The 20,339-nt window shown below is 47.5% G+C and carries 13 protein-coding genes; 10 read left to right on the forward strand and 3 right to left on the reverse strand.

All coding sequences use genetic code 11. The features are described 5' to 3' along the window. Positions 1 to 308: 308 nt before the first annotated feature. The 3 genes from AC5ELV_RS17490 to AC5ELV_RS17500 all read left to right on the forward strand — a co-directional run bounded on the left by AC5ELV_RS17490 (position 309) and on the right by AC5ELV_RS17500 (position 3,440). Positions 309 to 1,322, forward strand: coding sequence for a zinc-dependent alcohol dehydrogenase family protein (locus AC5ELV_RS17490; protein ID WP_493431184.1), 1,014 nt, complete (start codon positions 309 to 311; stop codon positions 1,320 to 1,322). A 153-nt stretch (positions 1,323 to 1,475) separates the two neighbouring features. After that, positions 1,476 to 2,633, forward strand: coding sequence for an SMP-30/gluconolactonase/LRE family protein (locus AC5ELV_RS17495; RefSeq protein WP_493431185.1), 1,158 nt, complete (start codon positions 1,476 to 1,478; stop codon positions 2,631 to 2,633). An 18-nt stretch (positions 2,634 to 2,651) separates the two neighbouring features. Continuing rightward, positions 2,652 to 3,440, forward strand: coding sequence for an SDR family oxidoreductase (locus AC5ELV_RS17500; protein WP_493431186.1), 789 nt, complete (start codon positions 2,652 to 2,654; stop codon positions 3,438 to 3,440). Between the two features lie 307 nt (positions 3,441 to 3,747). Here the strand turns inward: AC5ELV_RS17500 and AC5ELV_RS17505 are convergent, their stop codons facing one another. Next, positions 3,748 to 4,839 carry a hypothetical protein gene (locus tag AC5ELV_RS17505; RefSeq protein WP_493431187.1) on the reverse strand — a complete coding sequence of 364 codons (1,092 nt, stop codon included), beginning with the start codon at positions 4,837 to 4,839 and terminating at the stop codon, positions 3,748 to 3,750. A 272-nt stretch (positions 4,840 to 5,111) separates the two neighbouring features. Between AC5ELV_RS17505 and AC5ELV_RS17510 the strand changes: the two genes are divergently transcribed. After that, positions 5,112 to 6,812 (forward strand): glycoside hydrolase family 13 protein, encoded by a 1,701-nt coding sequence (locus tag AC5ELV_RS17510; RefSeq protein WP_493431188.1) that lies wholly within the window; start codon positions 5,112 to 5,114, stop codon positions 6,810 to 6,812. Positions 6,813 to 6,967: 155 nt separating this feature from the next. On the opposite strand, the gene pdaA is transcribed toward AC5ELV_RS17510, so the two are convergent. Further along, on the reverse strand, positions 6,968 to 7,765 hold the full coding sequence (gene pdaA / locus AC5ELV_RS17515; RefSeq protein WP_493431189.1) for a delta-lactam-biosynthetic de-N-acetylase: 798 nt from the start codon (positions 7,763 to 7,765) through the stop codon (positions 6,968 to 6,970). A 262-nt stretch (positions 7,766 to 8,027) separates the two neighbouring features. Here pdaA and AC5ELV_RS17520 point away from each other — a divergent pair, with 262 nt between their 5' ends. The 6 genes from AC5ELV_RS17520 (at position 8,028) to AC5ELV_RS17545 (ending at position 18,358) form a co-directional block, all read left to right on the forward strand. After that, positions 8,028 to 9,050: a methionine ABC transporter ATP-binding protein gene (locus AC5ELV_RS17520; protein WP_493431190.1), complete on the forward strand. Its 1,023-nt coding sequence runs from the start codon at positions 8,028 to 8,030 to the stop codon at positions 9,048 to 9,050. Next, positions 9,047 to 9,712, forward strand: a complete 666-nt coding sequence (locus AC5ELV_RS17525) for a methionine ABC transporter permease (RefSeq protein WP_029514704.1) — start codon at positions 9,047 to 9,049, stop codon at positions 9,710 to 9,712. Before AC5ELV_RS17520 ends, AC5ELV_RS17525 begins: the two co-directional genes overlap by 4 nt. 220 nt (positions 9,713 to 9,932) lie before the next feature. Beyond that, positions 9,933 to 13,349 (forward strand): S-layer homology domain-containing protein, encoded by a 3,417-nt coding sequence (locus AC5ELV_RS17530; protein WP_493431191.1) that lies wholly within the window; start codon positions 9,933 to 9,935, stop codon positions 13,347 to 13,349. Between the two features lie 162 nt (positions 13,350 to 13,511). Next, a complete protein-coding gene (locus tag AC5ELV_RS17535; protein WP_493431192.1) occupies positions 13,512 to 16,655 on the forward strand; it encodes an ATP-binding protein in 3,144 nt (1,047 codons plus the stop codon). Between the two features lie 156 nt (positions 16,656 to 16,811). Further along, on the forward strand, positions 16,812 to 17,963 hold the full coding sequence (locus AC5ELV_RS17540; RefSeq protein WP_493431193.1) for a response regulator: 1,152 nt from the start codon (positions 16,812 to 16,814) through the stop codon (positions 17,961 to 17,963). Between the two features lie 242 nt (positions 17,964 to 18,205). Next, positions 18,206 to 18,358, forward strand: a complete 153-nt coding sequence (locus AC5ELV_RS17545) for a hypothetical protein (RefSeq protein ID WP_172828288.1) — start codon at positions 18,206 to 18,208, stop codon at positions 18,356 to 18,358. A 163-nt stretch (positions 18,359 to 18,521) separates the two neighbouring features. On the opposite strand, the gene AC5ELV_RS17550 is transcribed toward AC5ELV_RS17545, so the two are convergent. Then, on the reverse strand, positions 18,522 to 20,291 hold the full coding sequence (locus tag AC5ELV_RS17550) for an alpha-glycosidase (RefSeq protein ID WP_493431194.1): 1,770 nt from the start codon (positions 20,289 to 20,291) through the stop codon (positions 18,522 to 18,524). Positions 20,292 to 20,339 lie beyond the last annotated feature (48 nt).

The raw sequence follows: 20,339 nt of genomic DNA on the forward strand, positions 1-20,339 counted from the left end.
CTTATATCACCATCAATGTAAAAAACGCGAGCTGCAGGGGGTATTTCACCCCTGCAGCTCGCGTTTTTTGGTCATGCTTGCCCACCTGAGCAACTTCTGGACAAGCGAAGCCACCCAGTCTCCAATTTTACTTGGTAAGGAACGTTAAAAGCCCGGAAGCAGTTTACGACCGTTTTTATTTTTAAAGTAAAGATTGACGTTTTGAAGACAATTGGATACAGTGTACTATATAAGAAACAGTGTTTCCTCATCGATACACTGTATCTATATTAGATAAAAGGTTTAACATTACAGGGAGGACAACCAAAATGAAAGCAGTGCAACTGAAAAACGGTTTTGGCTTTGAAGAGTTAACCTTGACGGAACTTGACACACCGGTGCCGGGACGGCTAGAAGTTCTGATCCGCATAAGGGCAGCGTCCCTCAATTACCGTGATTTGGTAGTTATCAACGGAGTCATGCCGATCGGCATTCAATTTCCATTCATTCCGTTATCCGATGGAGCGGGTGAAATTGTAGCTGTGGGCGAAGGGGTGACAAAATTTCAGGTTGGACAAAGGGTAGCGGCAAATTTACAACAGAAATTCATTGGCGGGAGCACGAGAGCGGAGGTCTTAAAGGACAGTCTGGGAGGCCCGCTCAGTGGAGTGGCGGCTGAATATATCGTTCTGCATGAAGAAGGGGTCGTCGCCATTCCGGATCACCTTTCTTGGGAGGAGGCTTCCACCTTGCCGATTGCGGCATTAACCGCATGGAGCATGCTGATGGAATCCGGCGGGCTGCGAGCGGGGGATACGGTGCTCTTGCAAGGAACAGGTGGTGTTTCCATCTTTGGGCTTCAATTCTCTCTGATGGCGGGAGCACGGGTAATTATCACATCGAGCAGCAATGACAAGCTGGAACGGGCAAAGGCTCTCGGCGCATGGCAGACAATTAACTATTCGGAGGTTCCCGAGTGGGATAAGGTGGCTCTGGATCTGACAGACGGCGGAGTCGACCATGTCCTGGATGTAGGGGGAGCGGCAACAATGGCGCAATCCATCAATGCACTTCGCACCGGAGGGACTGTGAGCATGGTCGGATTCTTATCTGGCTTGACCGTTCCTGAGTTCGATGTCACCAGCATTTTGCAGAAGGCTGCGACGATTCGCGGCAGCCAAGTCGGTAACCGGGAACATTTCGAAAACATGAATCGTGCCATTTCCCGCCATCGTTTACATCCTGTCATCGATCGGGTATTCCCGCTCAGCCGAATCGGCGAAGCCTTCGCACTTTTAGCTGAAGGAAAACAGTATTTCGGTAAAATCGTCGTTCAATTATAAATGAGCATTTTGCATAAATCCCAAGAGCGATTTCAAATCAGCAATATATAGATCGAAACGGTTTAGTTCGTCTATATAGTGTACTTTCGAGCGTTGGGAATCGAATTATGCAAAATGCTGAAATATTATTCACATCACATAGGAGGCACTCTAATGCCCAGTAAACCTGATTTATCTGTCAAAGATTCTCAAGGAAGAAAGAATAAGAAACCGCGTAAATGGGTACGCAGAACCGGATTATCGCTGCTGGCGGTAATCCTTCTGGGAGTGGTTATTTTTATGCTCATCCCTTCTCCTGTCCAGCCTGCAAAATGGCTTGCACCTTCGGCACCCTCTTTTGAACAAGCGGGGCCATGGCAACAAAACAACAAACTCAGCTCCGCAGAGCTTGTTACAGATGCCCCTAAGTTCCCGGAATTTATCACCTTTGACAAGGAAGGAAATTTATATACGGGAGACTCCGACGGGAAAATTTATAAGGTTGCCTTTGATGCTAAGGGCAATCCGCAAAAGGCCCAGCTATATGCAGATACCAAAGGAACGCCCAATGGACTTATGTTTGACGCAAGTGGAAATCTGATCGTTACGGATGTTAAGAAGGGGCTGCTGTCGGTAGATCCTTCCGGAAACGTGACGGTGTTGGCCGATCAAGTCGACGGCACACCGATCTATTTGGCCAACGAGCTGGATATTGCTAAAGATGGTACCATTTATTTTTCTGACACCTCCAATTATGGCAGTGTAGTCTTCAAAGAAATTGCCGAGAACAAGCCGCATGGACGTTTGCTGAAATATGATCCGGCGACCAAGCAGACGACAGTTCTGTTGGAAGGCCTTTATTTTGCGAACGGGGTTGCCTTGTCTGCGGACGAAGATTTTGTACTTGTGGCAGAGTCGTATCACTACCAATTGACCCGATACTGGCTCAAAGGGCCGAAGAAGGGGACTTCGGATATTTTTGCGGATAATCTCGCTGGTTTTCCGGATAACATTACGCGTGATGATCAAGGCCATTTCTGGGTCGGTCTCTTCACGACACGTATACCCTTTGTAGATCAGATGCATGGAAGCCCGTGGCTGGCTGGAATGATGGCCAAATTGCCTCAATCGCTGCTCAGCGGTGCAAGCGCACCTGTGAAGCATGGGCTTGCTGTGGAGCTTAATCCGCAGGGTAAACTCATCGGAAGCTGGCATGATCCTGAAGGCTCGCTTTATGGGGTAACCACGGCTGTAAACCATGACGGATATTTATATATAGGTACAGCTCCTGGAGGCAGCCAGGGTGTTCATCGCGTGCTTTTAACCAAATAAGTTTGGGGAGGGTTTAACATGATATTGGATGAGTTGAAATTATCTTGGAAAGCGAAGGAAAGCCTGGCCGGGAAAGTAGCTTTGGTTACAGGCGCAAGCAGCGGCATTGGGGCATCGATTGCAAAAAAACTGGCAAAGCGAGGCGCGTATGTAGCTGTATTGGCACGCCGTCAGGAGCGATTGGATGAATTGGTTCGCGACTTGCACCAAGAGGAATTGTACGAGGTCATGGCAATACCTGCCGATATCCAAAAAGCTGAAGACGTACAGCAGGCGGTCCACGCCATTCTTGAACGCTGGGGGCGGCTTGACATTATCGTTGCCAATGCCGGCTTCGGGTATCGAAGCCCACTGGCAGAAGTGGAACTGGAAAGATGGGAGGAGCTTTACAAGACGAATGTGCACGGACTTGTCTTGACACTGAAGTACGGACTTCAGCCAATGACGGAACAGGCCAAGGGGGATGTTGTCATTGTCTCCTCTATTGCAGCGAAGGAAGTGGTTGCCGGAGGAGGACTATACAGCGCTACCAAGTACGGCGTTAGCGCCATAGCCTCTGCATTGCGTTTGGAGACCAGTACGCAAGGAATTCGTGTAACTACGATTCACCCCGGGGCGGTGGCGACGGAATTTTCGCAGGTGGCCGGATATCCCGAGCAGGAAATTCGGGCGTTTGCTTCGAGCGTTTTGCCGCTGCATCCCGATGATGTTGCAGAAGCTGCCCTTTATGCACTAGAGCAGCCGGAGCATGTCAATATTCCAGAGCTGACCATTATGCCTTCGAGGCAGGTCCAGCGGTTCAAATAGAGCGATATTTATTCTGACACAAACGGGGTAACCGGGTATGGTCATCGCCGATGCCGAGTATGCGACGAAGAGGACTACGTGCCTTCGCATGACCATAACCTGCTCAAATGGGTGAGCATGAACCAAAAAGCGCGAGCTACAGGGGAGGAATAACCCTTGTACTCGTGCTTTTTTATACTAATGACGAAGCGTGACTGTCCAATAAAATTTATAACCAGCTTTGGGACAGCTCCATTTACTATAGAGCAGACCATATCCTGTGAAAATTTTGGGCCCACGTTCGCTCATCCAGTCATCGTGAGCATAGCTATAGTGTAATGACGTACAGACCTAGCGGCGTAGTTGCGCTCCCTGCAACCATAAAGCTGAGAGAATAGCTGGACTTACCGGGCGGGACGCTGATGTCAGCCAGCCGGCATACCTTGGTATTATCTCGTAGCAAAGGGATACCATATACACGATCATCCAAGCGTACAGACCCGGCGAACGCGCCCCCACGTGGATTGGCGTAGATTCGTACGATACGTACCTCGTCACTGTCATTAACGATGGGAATGGTCGCGTTGTATACGGTTCCGAATTGTCCGCGATTATCGAGCGCAGGCCCCAGCTCGCTGCGTGCCCCGGTAAACAGCAGATCGGCAGGAGCCTCGCCGTTCAGCTTTTTGGTGGCACACGCCCGATAGTTGGCGCTCTGCCCCACCACGTACTCTGGCATTCGCGCATTCGTTTCGGAAAAGGACCACACCCCACGTGGATGCGCCTGTGGTGGAGGTACGGGAGGAAGCGCATCCGTATGAATCTGGCGCAGATCGGTCTGCGTATCCTTACTGATCACGGTGCGAATCACATAATCCAGCGTACCGTGGCCTTCAGCAAATTCTACTGTGAGGTCATAGATGAATCCGGCCAGCGATCCTTCGGCCAGCTCAAATTCCTCCAGCAGAGCGGTGCCTTTGCCGAATTTATGACGGTCTGCTGGCTTCAGACGTTCCATCGAACCCGCCAAACAGCTTTTAGCAATAGACTGCCCGACATCTATAATCCAGTTGCCGTCTTCAGGCACAATCTTAAGGGCACGTTCAATATGTCGTACTTCTAGTTTAGCAGCGCTTCTGTTCTCTACGGTGATGCCCAGTTTAACAGCGCTGCCGATTTTGTTATAATGCCAGCCGAAAATGCGATGTTTGACTGTTCGGGTTGTCGTGCGAACCATGTCATGCCACAGGGTGGCTTGCTCGGTAGGTACCGTCACTTGGATAAGCGTCTCCGGGTTATCGCTAAGCATCAGGCGGCGTGTTCCGCCCTCAGTGGCTGACTCCACATCCACATGGATGTTGGGGGGGATCACGGCAGTTTCCACAATCAGATCCTTTGGCTCCTTGGGTCGATGGTTCATGTAAATTCCTCCTTTTATTCAAAAGTGGCAACGCTTTGAGTACATGTATATGGGCAGTTCATAAATATAGGTAACGCCAGATCCACTTTTACAACCTGTTTTGCAAAATATTTTTTTAAAATAAACCTCCGTAGGTTATAGAGGCTCTGCTGATGCGCCGAAGCAAGCTTACAAGACTCTTGTTCCCCTACACCAACGATTCGCAGACAGGTATTGCGTGTATGTTAAGAGCATAAGCTATTGGATGTACAGAGAAGCTACAGGAGGGAAACATGCCTAGAAAAATATGGTGGAAGGAAGCCGTTGTATATCAGATTTACCCGATCAGTTTTCAGGATTCTGACGGAGACGGTAAAGGAGACTTGCGAGGCATTTTGTCCAGGCTGAATTATTTGTGTGAGCTGGGTATTGATGTAATCTGGATTTGTCCGGTATATAAATCACCCAATCACGATAACGGATATGATATTAGTGATTATTATGCCATTATGGATGAGTTTGGAACAATGGAGGATTTTGACGAACTGCTTCATCAGGCGCATGAACGAGGCATCAAAATCATGATGGATTTGGTATTAAACCATACATCGGATGAGCATCCGTGGTTTACGGAGTCACGCTCGTCCAAGGATAATCCGAAGCGGGACTACTACATATGGCGAACAGGCAAAAATGGCGGATATCCGAACAACTGGGAATCGTATTTTTCTGGCTCGGTGTGGAAATATGACAAGCTTACAGACGAATATTATATGCATCTATATTCCGAACATCAGCCGGATCTGAACTGGGAAAATGAAGAGATGGTGGGCGAGCTCTACCGCATGGTGGAGTGGTGGTTGAAAAAGGGAGTCGATGGTTTCCGTTTTGACGCCATTGCCCATATTGTCAAAGCCGAAGGGCTGCCGGATGCCGATAATCCCGATAAACGAACCTTGGTGCGGGCCTATCAGCTCTTTTCCAACCTGAAACAGGTACATGTACTTCTACGGATGCTGAATGAAAAGGTGCTGGAACGTTATCCCTTAATGACGGTCGGCGAGACGTCCGGTTTAGGACCCGAGCAGGCGCTTGATTATGTGGGGGACCAGCGGCATGAGCTGAATATGGTGTTCCAGTTTGAACACATGTTTATTGATGCACAAGGGCTAGGGACGGAAAAATGGAAGTCCAAGCCCTGGACACTGGTAGAGCTAAAAAAAATAATGAGCAGCTGGCAGATAGTGCTTCATGAGGAAGGATGGAATGCCAATTATCTGAACAATCATGACCAACCGCGGGCTCTTTCGCGATTTGCGAATGATGGACAATATCGTGTGGAGTCGGCCAAAATGCTGGCAACCTTCACACATATGCTTGAGGGTACGCCTTATATTTATCAGGGTGAGGAAATTGGGATGACGAATATTGCATTCCCGTCCATTGATGATTATCGGGATGTGGAAACGTTGAATTATTATGAGCAGCAACGGAAGATCGGTGAGTCTGAGGAACAGATTATGGCAGAGATCTGGCGAAAAAGTCGGGATAATGCGCGTACTCCCATGCAATGGAATGCTGGACCTTCAGCCGGATTTACCGATGGAGAGCCGTGGATGAAGATTAACGATAACTACACACACATTAATGCAGAGGCTGAAAGAAATAATCCGGGCTCGATTTACCACTATTATCGTAAGTTGATTGCTCTGCGCAAACAACATGAGGTCATAGTCTATGGCGAATACAAGCTACTGTTGCCACTGGATACGGAGCTGTATGTATTCACTCGTATGCTGGGAAAAGAATGTTTGCTGGTTATTTTGAATTTCTTTGACCGTGATCCGGTGTTCCACTGGCCCGAAGGTGAGGAGCTTCCTACCGCCAAGGCGGAGCTGCTGCTGTCCAACTACAAGCCAATACAAGGGGAACAACTGCATGCCTTGAAGCTGCGCCCTTATGAAGCCCGGGTGTATAAGCTAACCATTAAATAGGCGTTGCTATCTTTAGAATGGTAAAAGGAAGGGAAGGCTCATAGAAGCCTTCCCTTCCTTGGTCGTAAACTAAAAAGCCCGATTCACACTGGCTACCATGGGCAAGTGTGGATCGGGCTGATAACGCGTATTGGCTCATTAAATACAGTTACTATTTAGTGATAATGTTTCACTTTAAGGTCGTCTAGACTTTTAAACTCATACCCTTGCTTGCGAGCCTCGTCGATGATAGAAGCAAGCGCCTCGGCATTGTCCTTGGATACGGAATGGAGAAGAATGACCGCACCAGGGTGGAGCTGACCCATGACTTGACGATAGGCATAGTCCGTTCCTTGCTGAATATTTGTGTCCCAGTCCTTGTAAGCCACAGACCAGAATACGCTCGTATATCCGGCTTCTCGACAAGAAGCCAATGCTTTTTCACTAAAAATGCCGCGAGGCGGCCGGACATATTTCATTTCTTTTTGCCCGGTTAGCTCTGCCGATGCATTTCGTACCCGATCCAGCTCAGATCGGATCTCTGCCGAAGAAATGGTGCTCATATCAGGATGGCTCCATGAATGGTTTCCGATAATATGGCCTTCGCTCGCCATGCGGCGCATCAAATCCGGTTGGTCTTTTACAAAATGCCCCGTCACAAAGAAGGCGGCTGGAACCTTTTTGGCCTTCAATACATCCAGCACTTTGGGAGTATATCCATTCTCATAGCCGTTGTCGAAAGTGAGAAATAATTCTTTTTTAGTCGTATCTCCCAGAAAGATGCCACCTTGTCTTTCGATCAGGTGCATAAAGCCTTCTTGTGCGATGGAAGGTAGCTCCCCCCCTTTACTTTTTTTAAACCCAAAATGATAAGGCTGTCCGTCAACAGTCTGAGTAGCCCATGCGGGTTGCGCCGTAACTGCCAACATACCCATAACTGCAATGCATAGCCACAAGGTAAATATTCGCTTCATCTATTTTCCTCCGCTTTCGTCCCGTTCGGGTAAGGTGTGTATGCTTCGACATATTTCATACCATCTGCAATATCGTACTGATTTATGCAAGGACATGCTTTGACCGAATGTAAAACACATATTGACATGAATATTAAATCGAAGTAGTATACTTTATAAAACTTACTAGAATAGTCGGATTTAATTCGATCTTTCATACCAAGAAAAGCAATTTAGCTTAGAACATCTTACATACTTGTGAGAACGGAAGGAGTTAGGACTCATGATTGAACTTAGGAATGTATCCAAAACCTATGTGAGAAAAGGTCTAAGTATTGAAGCGTTAAAAAATATAAATATCAAAGTGGATAAAGGAGATATCTTCGGATTTATCGGATTCAGTGGCGCAGGGAAAAGTACGCTAATCCGTTTGGTCAATCGTCTGGAGAAAGTAACCAGCGGAGAGGTTCTTGTTGAGGGGGAACAGTTAAATACCTACTCGACCTCTGGGCTGCGGAAGGTAAGGAAGAAGATCGGAATGATTTTTCAGCATTTTAATCTGCTGGAATCGAAAACGGTGTTCGACAACATTGCAATTCCGTTGGTGCTGCTTAAGCGCAACAAACGGGAAATAGAGGGGCGTGTAAAAGAGCTTTTGGCGTTCATAGGATTGTCGGACAAGGCGAACAGCTATCCCAACGAGCTTTCCGGCGGACAAAAGCAGCGTGTAGGGATTGCACGGGCGCTTGCGAGCAACCCGTCCATTTTGCTCTGTGATGAGGCAACCTCGGCACTTGATCCGCAGACCACACAGTCCATTCTCGACTTGCTTCGCAAAATCAATAAGGAATACAAGATCACCATTTTGATCATCACCCATGAGATGTCGGTGATTCAGCGGATTTGCAACAAGGTAGCCGTAATGGAAAAGGGGGAAATCATCGAGCAGGGCAATGTCCTGGAGGTATTCGGGCAGCCGCAGCACCCAACGACACAGAGCTTTGTACGCACGGTCATTCACGATACGGTACCCGAGAGTGTGCTGCAAACGTTCGAACAGCAAGAATCACAGCGAATTTACAAGCTGGAGTTTATAGGGCAGGTTGCTTCTGATCCGGTGGTTCATGAATTGATTCGGCAGCATGATATCCACGTGAACATTTTGTTTGCCAACATGACGGAGATTCAAGAAACGACAATTGGCTATATGACGATCCAACTGCGCGGTGGACAGCATTCCATTCAGCAGGCTGTTGATTTTCTCAAGAGCAAAGGAGTCCATATTCAGGAGGTAGAGAGTCTATGATGATTACAGGAACCACGATCACCTGGGATCAACTGTGGGAAGCTTTGTATGAATCCGTGCTCATGGTCAGCATATCATTATTCATTGGCGCCCTGATCGGTATCCCTATCGGTATTTTACTCGTCATCACACGCCCGGGCGGAATTCTGGAGAACAAATGGCTGCACAATATTTTGAATCCGATCATTAACATTGTTCGTTCCTTGCCATTTATTATCTTGCTGATTGCGATCATTCCGTTAACTCGTCTGATAGTGCATACATCCATTGGAACCAGCGCAGCCATTGTTCCCTTAATTATATATATTGCGCCATATATCGGCAGGCTGGTCGAAAACTCGCTGTTGGAGGTAAATCCGGGGATACTGGAGGCAGCAGATGCGATGGGAGCGACCCCATTCCAGGTCATTCGCTACTTTTTGCTCCCTGAGGCATTCAGTTCTCTGATTTTGTCGTTAACGACAGCCGCTATTGGTCTGATTGGTGCTACTGCTATGGCTGGTGCGGTCGGAGGAGGCGGAATTGGCGATCTGGCGATCGCATATGGTTATCAACGTTTTGATACGCTGGTTATGCTGATTACTGTCATCATTCTAGTCTTGTTTGTACAAGGTGTTCAGTCCTTAGGCAATCTATTGTCCCGTAAAGCACGCAGGGGTTAATGATAAAAATGTATAATGCGTCCACCTACATAGGTGGCGCTTTTTTTATGTTTTTCCACTTCCAGTGCTTATCTAGGTCTAATTGTTCAGAATTGGTTCAGTGAACCTTCGTATAATTCTCTTAGCATAGTTCCTTGGTTGCATAATCCGTAGAACTAAACATGACTAAAGACTTTGATAAAACAGGATATATGCCAATAAATAGCGTCTAGGAGTGGAAATGTTGAAACTTATAAATCGAAATAAATGGGTTGCATCTGCGATGGTATTGGGGATTGCTTCAGGCTCCATCGTATCTCTACCTTGGCTGGGAGGCGCTCAGATTGCTTATGCAGCGACAGCAGACACACAAAGCGAAACTGGATTTGTAGCACAAGCCCGCACCTTGGGTTTGATGACAGGCGGTAAGCAGGGCGATTTTATGGCACAAAAGAATTTGACCCGTGCAGAATCGGCTAAAATTTTGTGCAGTCTGTTCCAGTTGGAAGTTAACAACCAGTCGCAGACTTCTTTTATGGATGTATCGTCCGATGCATGGGGCGCTCCCTATATTGAGGCTGTACGTGCAGCCGGGTATATGACAGGTAACGGGGAACTGTTCCGTCCGGGGGATGCCATTACCAAGGAAGAACTGATCGTATCGCTAGTACGTGCAATGGACTTACAGGATGCCAGCACAGCGAATGCACAGCAAAATGCAGTTCAAGTTGCCCGCTCTTATGGCCTGTTATCAGAGGATGCTTCTGCAACGGATTTGAAAAATCCATTGAACCGGGAGAGTGGTGCGGAAGTATTCGTCAGCCTGCTGGATCATCCGGTAGGAGAAGTGAAATCAGAGGGCAATACCGTTCGAATCGGAAATATCCCGTACCAGCTGGAAGGATCTTTGCAAGGTTTGTTCGGTGAAAATAACAAAACGGTATTAAAAGGGGCAAAAATCGATCTTAACCGTAATTTACGTACACTCACAGGTGTAAATAAGCTGGAAATTAACGCAGACGGCGGCGTATTTGACGGTAAGGGTGTGTCTTTTGAAGGACGCCTGATCGTCAATGGTTCGGTAACCTTGAAAAACATGTCCTCCACAGGCGTATTAGAAATCAAAGGCTCAGGTACCCAGCCTGTATCGGCAATTCTGGAAAATACGACATGGTCTGGTGTGGAGCTTGGCTCTAAAGATGCACAATTGACAGCAACCGGGACGACAAAGATTGACAACTTGACGCTGAAAAATGATGCATCGATCGTGACCGAAGGAAATGCCGCGATTAGTCGTGTTTCATTGCAACAGGGACTCGGCAAGCTGTTGGTTAACGGTAGTATTGGTTTGCTGGATGCATCTCAATATGTGGGCGTTCCTTTTATTACGCTGGCTAAGGGAGCGGCAATCAGCCAGCTTAATCTGCCGGAACAAAAACAGCCGCAGGATGTTATTATTAACTATAATGCGATGAAAGAAGCTGTTAGTCTCGTAAATGGTACGACGAACTCATCCTCTACGGGATCGGTTGTCACGGATACAGACAGCAAAGATAAGAAAAAACACAACAGTGACATTATCAGCGTAGACCGCAGTCATCTGGAGACAGAAGTCCATGCAGCCAAAGAACTGCTAGAGCGTGCAGGTGAGGTTGGACTGGATCAGGCGCTTTACACGGCCGCAGCGAAGGAAAACCTGTCCATAGCAATCAATCAAGCTATGCTGGTACTGAACAATACAGCAGCTACACAGGCAGAAGTAGATCAAGCACTCAGCACATTGAAACAAGATGTTTCTGTGTACACAGCCTCAGCCACAGAACCGGTGATTGGGACACAGGAATTAACTAGACTGATTCAGGTAGCTTCGACTACCCTTGAACAAAACCGAATAGTTGGCGACGAATTCCCGCCTCTTTGGGATGAATCACTAAGTCGAGCTATTCAATTTGGCAACAATGTGTTGGAAGGGAATGCGCCTCAAAATATTGTGGATCGGGAAGTAAAAAGCTTGCGTCGAGTAATTGAAGTCTACAAAGCATCGGTAAAACTCAGAGATGCCTATCTGCATTTTGTCGATGTAACGGATCGTGTAGATAATTTGAATACAGATAAAGCGCGCTACAAGCCCTTAGTAAGGGAAGGATTAGGCGTATATGTAAACCCATTAACTTCAACTGAGCAGTTTGAGGAATGGACACGAAAAATAGAAGCTGCCACTGAATCATTCATGGCACTGCAAACAGCGGACTTCTCAGTGCTTAAAAATACTTTGCAAGAAGCGCAGGTTCTCTACGATGAGAGAGTCTCTCAAAATGCTGAACTGTACAACCTCATTCAGGAATATACAGAGAAGATGCATACTGCTATGACGCAACAGGACGTAATGACTTTGAACATGGAACTGAGTCAAAGGCTTGCGGAATTTAACTCCCCAGAGCCTGCTACAACTCGGGAAAAACTGGAGCAGTTGGTTCAAGATATTCATTTGAAATTGTTGTCCAACCCTGTGGCTCGTAATTACTTGAATGCGGAAATGCTGTCTTTAGATCAACAAACAGGACAAGCTAACTTTGCACTCATTATGCCGTTTACTCCTGAGGAGCAATTGGTGATCTCTTATAATCAATTAAGTCAGGCTAAAGGGACTTATATTGAAAAATATAACGAGAAAAAACTACAATTAAGAGACGAAGTCATTGAAATGCAGACATCGATCAATGGAATTTTGGTGCAAAATTCAGGCGCATTAAGCGCTGAAGCCCAACAAGCCCTGTCTTCTGCTTCAGAGCATGCCTCCATCTTCTTGGGGTTGCCCAATTTTGAATTGCAAGACGTTGTTCCTGTATACGAGGAGTTGCAACAGGTACAGAGCCAGTATGCTGCACCTATAGCAGTGGATACTACGTTGTTGAATTACAACATAAATTTGGCTATTAATGAAGTTCAGACGTTCGGCCGTCATTATACCGAACAAGATAACGAAGAACTTCAAGGGCCAATTAATCAGGCAAACCTTGTGCTTAATACTCCGGATAGCACACAGCTGCAGGTAGACCAGGCTAACACGGATTTGATTACAGCGTTTGCGAACTACCAATCCAAATGGATAGTAACTGATCAGGATATCCAAGAGCTCAAGACCATTGCAAACAATCTGCTCACGGCAAATGGTACAGATACTACGACGATCCAATTTCAAAGAGTAGTGGATGCATATAATCATCTGGACCCGTATTATCCTATGCCGGAAGTTAAGAAAAATTATATGAATCTGGAAGATGCGATTCAGGAGTATAAAGATTTTGTAGCCAGCCAGCAACAAAGCAGCGGAACAGGAAGCAGTGACAGCAACGGTCGAGAAACACCACCAAGCGATAGCAGCGGAACAGGAAGCAGCGACAGCAGCAGTGGAGCAACACCGCCAAGCGATAACAGTGGAACAGGAAGCGGCGATAGCAGTGGTGGAGTAACACCACCGAGCGATAACAGCGGAACAGGGAGCGGCGATAGCAGTGGTGGAGTAACACCACCGAGCGATAACAGCGGAACAGGAAGCAGCGACAGCAGTGGTGGAGCAACGCCCCCAAGCGATAGCAGCGGAGATGATTCAGGCTCGATTCCTGGCGGTAGTATTGATGACGTTATGATTCCTTAATAAGGGGAATACAGGAAGTACAAGGGTGTATAGAAGGGGACGATTCCGCACAGATTTTTGTCTGCGGCGGGCGTCCCTTTTTGCATGGGGAGCGCTTCTAATACAGCTGGTTAGAATAACCGATACTAAAAGATAGATGATATTGAAAAGAGCGGAGGATTTATGAAAAAACAGGGTGTTTTATTTTTTATTATACTTCTGCTTGCGGTTGCGTTGCCGGTGTATCCGTTAGTGTCGGGTGTTTTATCCGGGAACAGTCATTGGAAAGCTCACAACGGTGTTATTGATTTGCGTAATTGGGACCCCGATAAGGAAGGCCCTGTACAGCTGGGAGGGGAATGGGAATTTTATCCCAATCAGCTTGTGCAACCTTCATCCTTTCATGGAATACAAGATAAGGATTGGGAAAATCATCAGAGTTCTTCAGAGTTGGGGATGGAAACGAGATCTTCTGCCAAGATTGTGGATGTGCCTGGTAGATGGAATCAGTGGATGCCTGAGGGACAGGCGACGGGATATGGCACCTACCATGTCCGTATACTGTTACCTGAAAAAGTGGAAAATCTGTACGGCATCCATATGCAAAATATTCGCAGCTCCAGCCGAGTATGGATTAACGGAGCGGAGGTGGGGGCGAGTGGTATTCCCTCTGTTTCGGCCGACAAGGGCGAGCAGGGCAATGCCCCCTATGTTGGATTTGCAGCGGTAGATGGACATTCGGCTGATATTACCGTGCATGTAGCTAATTATAGCTATTCCTCCGGTGGGATCATTTATCCGCTGTTGTTTGGGGATTATGCCAGTATTACGCATAGTCGGGAAGTTGCAATGGCAGAGGACACCGTACTGGTTGCGGGATTTTTTATTCCTACCGTATTTTTTATCATGCTGTACCTTTTACGTAAAAAAGAGAAGGCACTGCTTTTCTTAGCATGCTCCTGCATCGCGGCATTATTTTACATTCTGACACATGGAGAGAAGCTGCTAGTCTGGGGAATGCCAGATTTACCTTATGAATGGATACTGAAAATACAGTCGTTCTCTTCAACGCTGTTCTACTATTTTCTGATCCGCTATGTTCATCTTTCGACGCAGATTGTTATGAATCGGATCGTGCTGCGCCTCTATAATATTACAACCGCATTGATGTTGGGTATGGGGCTATTGTTGCCTACACTGATACTCTCATCCTTTGAAGCGTTTATTCTTCTTTTTGGTGTTGTCAGTGTGGGATATGTATTACTGATCTTGATTCGTGGACTTCTTCAACGGACGGATGACGCTGCACTGTTAGTCATTAGTATTATGAGCATTCTTATGATTGTAGTGACTAGTTTTGTGTATATTCTGGGCTGGGGAGATGTGCGTGGGGTGACAGCCTATGAAATGCTCATATTCGTATTGGCTCAAACACTGCTGCTGGCCAAACGTTTTGTACATTCGTTTATGGAGGTTGAGAACCTGTCACGACGATTGCTCACACTGGATGGGTTGAAAAACGAATTTCTGGCGAACACGTCACATGAGCTGCGCACTCCTCTGCATGGAATTATTAATATCGCTCAATCCATGCTAGACCGCTACGGTACACAATTCAATGAGCCGCAAAAGCACAATTTGGCCTTGATTGCGAATGTAGGACGCAGACTTTCTTATTTAATTAACGATATTCTGGATTTTTCTAATTTGAAAAATGGCAGATTAGCCTTAAATCGTCGGCCTGTCAATGTACAGGCAGCTGTGAATTCCGTGCTGGAGGTATTGGGGCATACGGTGGGTAAGAAAAAGCTCCTATTCGTCAAAGAATGGCCCAGTTCATTGCCCAAGGTGGATGCGGATGAGGATCGGCTGATTCAGATTTTGTACAATTTATTGGGGAATGCGGTGAAATTTACGGAGGAAGGCAAAATCGTAATCTCTGCCAAAGCGGGGACCCGTGAAATGGAAATCAGTGTAAAGGATACTGGCTCCGGTATTGCCCAGGAGCATCTTTCGCATATATTTGAACCTTTTAACCGAGGGGCGAATGCTGAGGATGAAGGATACAGTGGAACAGGGCTTGGATTAGGTATAGTCCGTCGTCTGGTGGAGCTGCATGGGGGCCATATCCGGGTAGAATCTAGATTGGGCAAGGGTTCGACCTTTTATTTTACACTGCCCTTGGCGCAGACTAGAACGTTGGGACATGAAGCTCAAAAAGATGTTTCGTCTGCGGTTATATTGCAGCCTGGCGTGACGTCCATTCAGAATGTGATTCCACATGAAGAGGATGCACTGGAGCAAGTTCAGACTGTTCCTTACAAAGTGCTGGCTGTAGATGATGATGAGGTTAATCTTCGGGTGCTGGAGGAGCTATTATATACCACAGGTTGTAGCGTAGTGGCTGTGGATCATGCCGAGGAGGCACTTCACATGCTGAATGGGCGTACCCGATTTGACCTAGTCATTACGGATTGGATGATGCCGGAAATGTCCGGTATTGAGCTGTGTCGACGGATACGGGAACGATACTCCCTGTCCGAGCTACCGGTGCTGCTGCTGACGGCACGCGACCTGCCCGGCGATATCCGCGCAGGTTTTATGGCGGGAGCGAATGATTTTCTACGTAAGCCTGTTGATGCTGAGGAATTAAAGGCGCGTGTGCGCACGCTGTTGAACATGCGTCATTCAGCGGAGGAAGCGGTGCGTTCGGAAATGGCCTTTTTACAGGCACAAATCAAGCCGCATTTTCTGTACAATGCCTTGAATGTCATTGTTTCGACCGTAGCCGTAGACCCGGACAAAGCAGCGGAGCTGCTCATGGAGCTGAGCCAGTATTTGCGGGGGAGCTTTGATTTTCAGAACAGGGAGAATACGGTACCGTTATCCAAGGAGCTGGAATTGGTAGAATCGTATGTGGCACTGGAGAAAGCACGATTTGAAGAACGTTTGCAGGTAACCGTAGAGGTAGGGAGGAACATCCGGTCGCTCATCCCGCCATTAAGTATTCAACCCATCGTGGAAAATGCGATACGGCATGGTGTGATGCAACGGGCAACAGGTGGAACCGTGCGAGTGGTTGTGCAGGAGGATGGAACCGATTTTGTGGTCAGCGTGACCGATGACGGCGTAGGGATTCCACCCGAGCGACTGGAACAACTGCTGTCGGAGGATCATATATCTTCCAGCGTGGGACTGCGTAATATCCATCGCCGTCTTATCCATATGTATGGAGAAGGATTGCGGATTGAAAGTAATCCTATACAAGGGACGACGGTAAGCTTCCGTGTGCCGGAAATGATTTTGCCCCGGAATACTGATGAATAAAAAAAGTACAGTACATTGGTCGGAAAAGCTAATGTCGCGCCCGCGATGATACGATATATAAAATATAAGAAATTAAAAATCGTAAGGATAAAGCGGATAGCATGTAAATAGAGCATCATGATGGATGGTTACAGCAGGAAGGGAGTACGGACACAAATGAAGGCGATTTTGATTGATGATGAGAGGTCGGCATTAACCTACTTGGAACGGTTGTTGGAGGCGGACGGACGGTTGACGGTAATGGGCAAGTATACGTCTGCACAAGCGGGGCTGGATCATCTGGCGTCAGAACGTGCGGATATTGTTTTTATAGATATCGGAATGCCAGAGATGAACGGTCTGGAGGCCGCCGAGTGGATTCAACAGCTGGATTCCCATATTCATATCGTCTTTGTGACCGCGTACTCGGAATATGCTATTGAAGCGTTCGAGCTGCAAGCACTGGATTACTTGTTAAAGCCCGTTCATGCCCGGCGGCTATCCAAAACGTTAGACCGGATTTCATCCACGCTGGCTGATTCCCGTTCTTCCAGCAAGGGAATTGCGGCAGAGCAATCCCCAAAGGTGCGTTGTTTTCAAAAGCTTGAAATTTTGGAGGTTGGACAGGAAGTCGTAGGAGCGAAACCACTCAAATGGCGCACATTAAAGTCACAGGAGCTATTTTCCTTTTTACTACACCATGAAGGGGAATGGGTGAGCAAAGAACAATTGCTGGATGCGCTGTGGCCTGAATATCATTTGGACAAGGCTGTTGTTCACCTGCACACGTCCATTTACCAAATTCGCAAGGCGTTGAAAGAACGGATGCAAGATACGAAGCTGGAATACAATCTGGATCGCTACCGCTTGAACCGCAATGGCTGGATTACAGATGTGGAGCTATTCGAGCGGGGAATATCCGAATGGGCTGCATCCGGTAGCGGCGGTACGCCGCGTATTGAGAGCCTGTTGGCTCTATACCGTGGCAACTATCTGGAGGAGCACGATTATCCGTGGGCGTATGCAAAAAGAGAGAAGCTGCGCAGTATGTATCTGGCATGTGCTTCTGAGCTGGCGAGAGAAGAGCTTCGCTCAGGTCGTACTCGGCAGTCTGTTCAGCGCTTGCTCAGCCTACAGCAACGGGAGCCGTACGCAGACGATATCTGCGGTCTGCTGCTGACCGCCTATGCCCAACTGGGCGATTATACCGCTGCGCAAAAGCATTATGAAAGCTTCGTCCGTATACTGGAAGATGAGTTGGGTATTGAGCCGCAGCAGGTGACGCACCAGTTGTACGTGCAATTGAAAACACAGACGCTACCTGCGTAAACTGCTGTACTGGCTCAGGTAGCACTCAAAAACTGCTTCAAGGGTATATCCTCTTGGAGCAGTTTTTATAGATGGAAATTTCGTTTTTTTTTGTGTGAATCACCGAGCCTCTTTTCTTTATGATCTGCTATTCGCCGCTACACGTTTTCTTCAGTGGCATATTCATATAGCATATCTCTTCACAGTTGAGTCGTAATTGAGAGGCTTAAGGAACACACGTATCTATCTAAGGAGGTATTGCATTGGGAAGAACGAGACGAACTGGCTTTAAAAATAAAAGAATTTCGGTGAACGTCAGACAATCTTCTTCAGCTCAGACAGGACAAGGCGGTAACCCCATTTCGATCAATGCTTCGGATGTTGGGGTAGTAAGAACAGATGTTAAAAACAAATAAACGACTTGGATAGAAGCTCATATTCAACGTAAAAAGACCACTAGGAACAAGTTAACTATCTTGTTCCTAGTGGTTTCGCCTTTTTTGCCGTATTCGGCAGGTACCTTCATCAGCATCCGCCTATATAGGCGGATGCCTTTCTTCCCGTTTTGACATCATCCTCTTAAGCAGGTTTTCCTGACCGAGCAGGCGCTGCCTTCAGCACAGCGTATCCGTAGGGTGGAAGCTTGGCATGCAACCCCTTCGCTCCTATGGACCATTGGCTTTCGCCAAAAGCTAATTGCCATTCCTGCTCGGGAATGTCCAGTTCAAAAACGTGATCCTCATCGGAACGGTTGAGCAGCACGAGCAGCACTTCTTCCTCGCTGCAGCGCTCATAGGCGAGTGAGGTGCCCTCCGGCTGTGCCTCCAGGAAAGTGATGCTTCCCTGATCACGGAGGACCGGGTGCCCCTTACGAAGCGCAATCAGCTCACGATAAAAGTCGAATAGCTCGCGGTCCTGCTTGTCGGTGTCCCATTCCATGCACTTGCGGCAGTCTGGATCGGCATCTCCATCCAGGCCGATTTCATCGCCGTAATAAATGCAGGGTGCGCCCATGTACGTGAACTGGAACAAAGCGGCCAGCCGCATCAGCCGCTTGTCATCCCCGCACAGTGTCAGTAGGCGTGGTGTGTCGTGGCTATCCAGCAGATTGAAGGCAACCTCGGATGCTTGTTGTGGATAGCGGGCCAGCTGTCGTCCGATGGCGAAGGCAAAGCTTTGGGCATCGGTCACTTTTTTGACGAAAAAATCATTCACCGCGTAGGTGAACGGATAATTCATCGTTGCATCGAACTGATCCCCCTGAAGCCATTCAGACGATTCATTCCACATTTCACCCAAAATGTACGCATCCGGATTGGCCTGCTTGACTGTAGTGCGGAATTCCCGCCAAAAGGCGTGATCCACCTCGTCTGCCACATCCAACCGCCAACCATCGATGCCGATTTCTTCAATCCAATGCTTTGCCACATCCAGCAGGTACCTTTTCACCTCAGGATGTTCGGTGTTCAGCTTGGGCATCATCGGTTCCAGCCCGAATGTATCGTACGTCGGTGTACCATCCACCACTTTCAGGGGAAATCTATGTACATGGAACCAGTCCTTGTAAGGTGAGGCTTCGCCTTTTTCCTGCGCGTCAACGAACGGTTTAAAAGTACGCCCTGAATGGTTGAACACCGCATCAAGTAGTACCCGAATTCCTCGATCGTGGCAGGCATCGACCAGTTTTTTCAATGTTTTTTTGTCCCCGAAATGCGGGTCCACCTCCATATAATCCTCTGTATCATATTTATGATTGGTCGTCGCCTTGAACACAGGAGTCATATATATGGCGTTAATCCCCAGCTCGTTCAGGTGGTCCAGGTGATCGAGAATCCCCTGTAGATCGCCACCGAAAAAATTGTCTCTTTGTGGCGTTCCGCCCCATGTCTCCGCACCTTCTGGGCTGATGGAGGGGTCACCATTCGCAAAACGTTCCGGGAAAATCTGATAAAATACCGCATCCTTCACCCATGCAGGTGGCTTCAGAATATCAATCGGGTTCAAAAACGGATATTGGAACAGTTTATCTGCATTTTCGGGTTCTTGGGTAGTAAAGTCGTCCTCGTTCATCCAAATACGTTCCTCACCGTCTTCTAGCAAAAATCCATATTTCAGCCGACGGTGAGTAGGTTTTACACTGCACTCATAGTAATCAAACCTGCCATCAGTAGCGAATTTGGACATCGGGACAAGCTGTCGGGTGCGGTCCCAATCGTATTTATCTCCGGTGAGAGCATGAACGGTGTCCAGGTCATTTTTCTTCGTACGTAGCCGTAGAAATATCGTTTCATCATTATAACCAAAAGCCCAATTGCGTTTCGGGTGATGGTATATCGCTTCCAGCAGCATCGGGTAGGCCTCCTTTTTTTATAAGCATTCAAATTTGAAAATGTGAAG

The sequence above is a fragment of the Paenibacillus sp. NMA1017 genome (assembly GCF_058895805.1).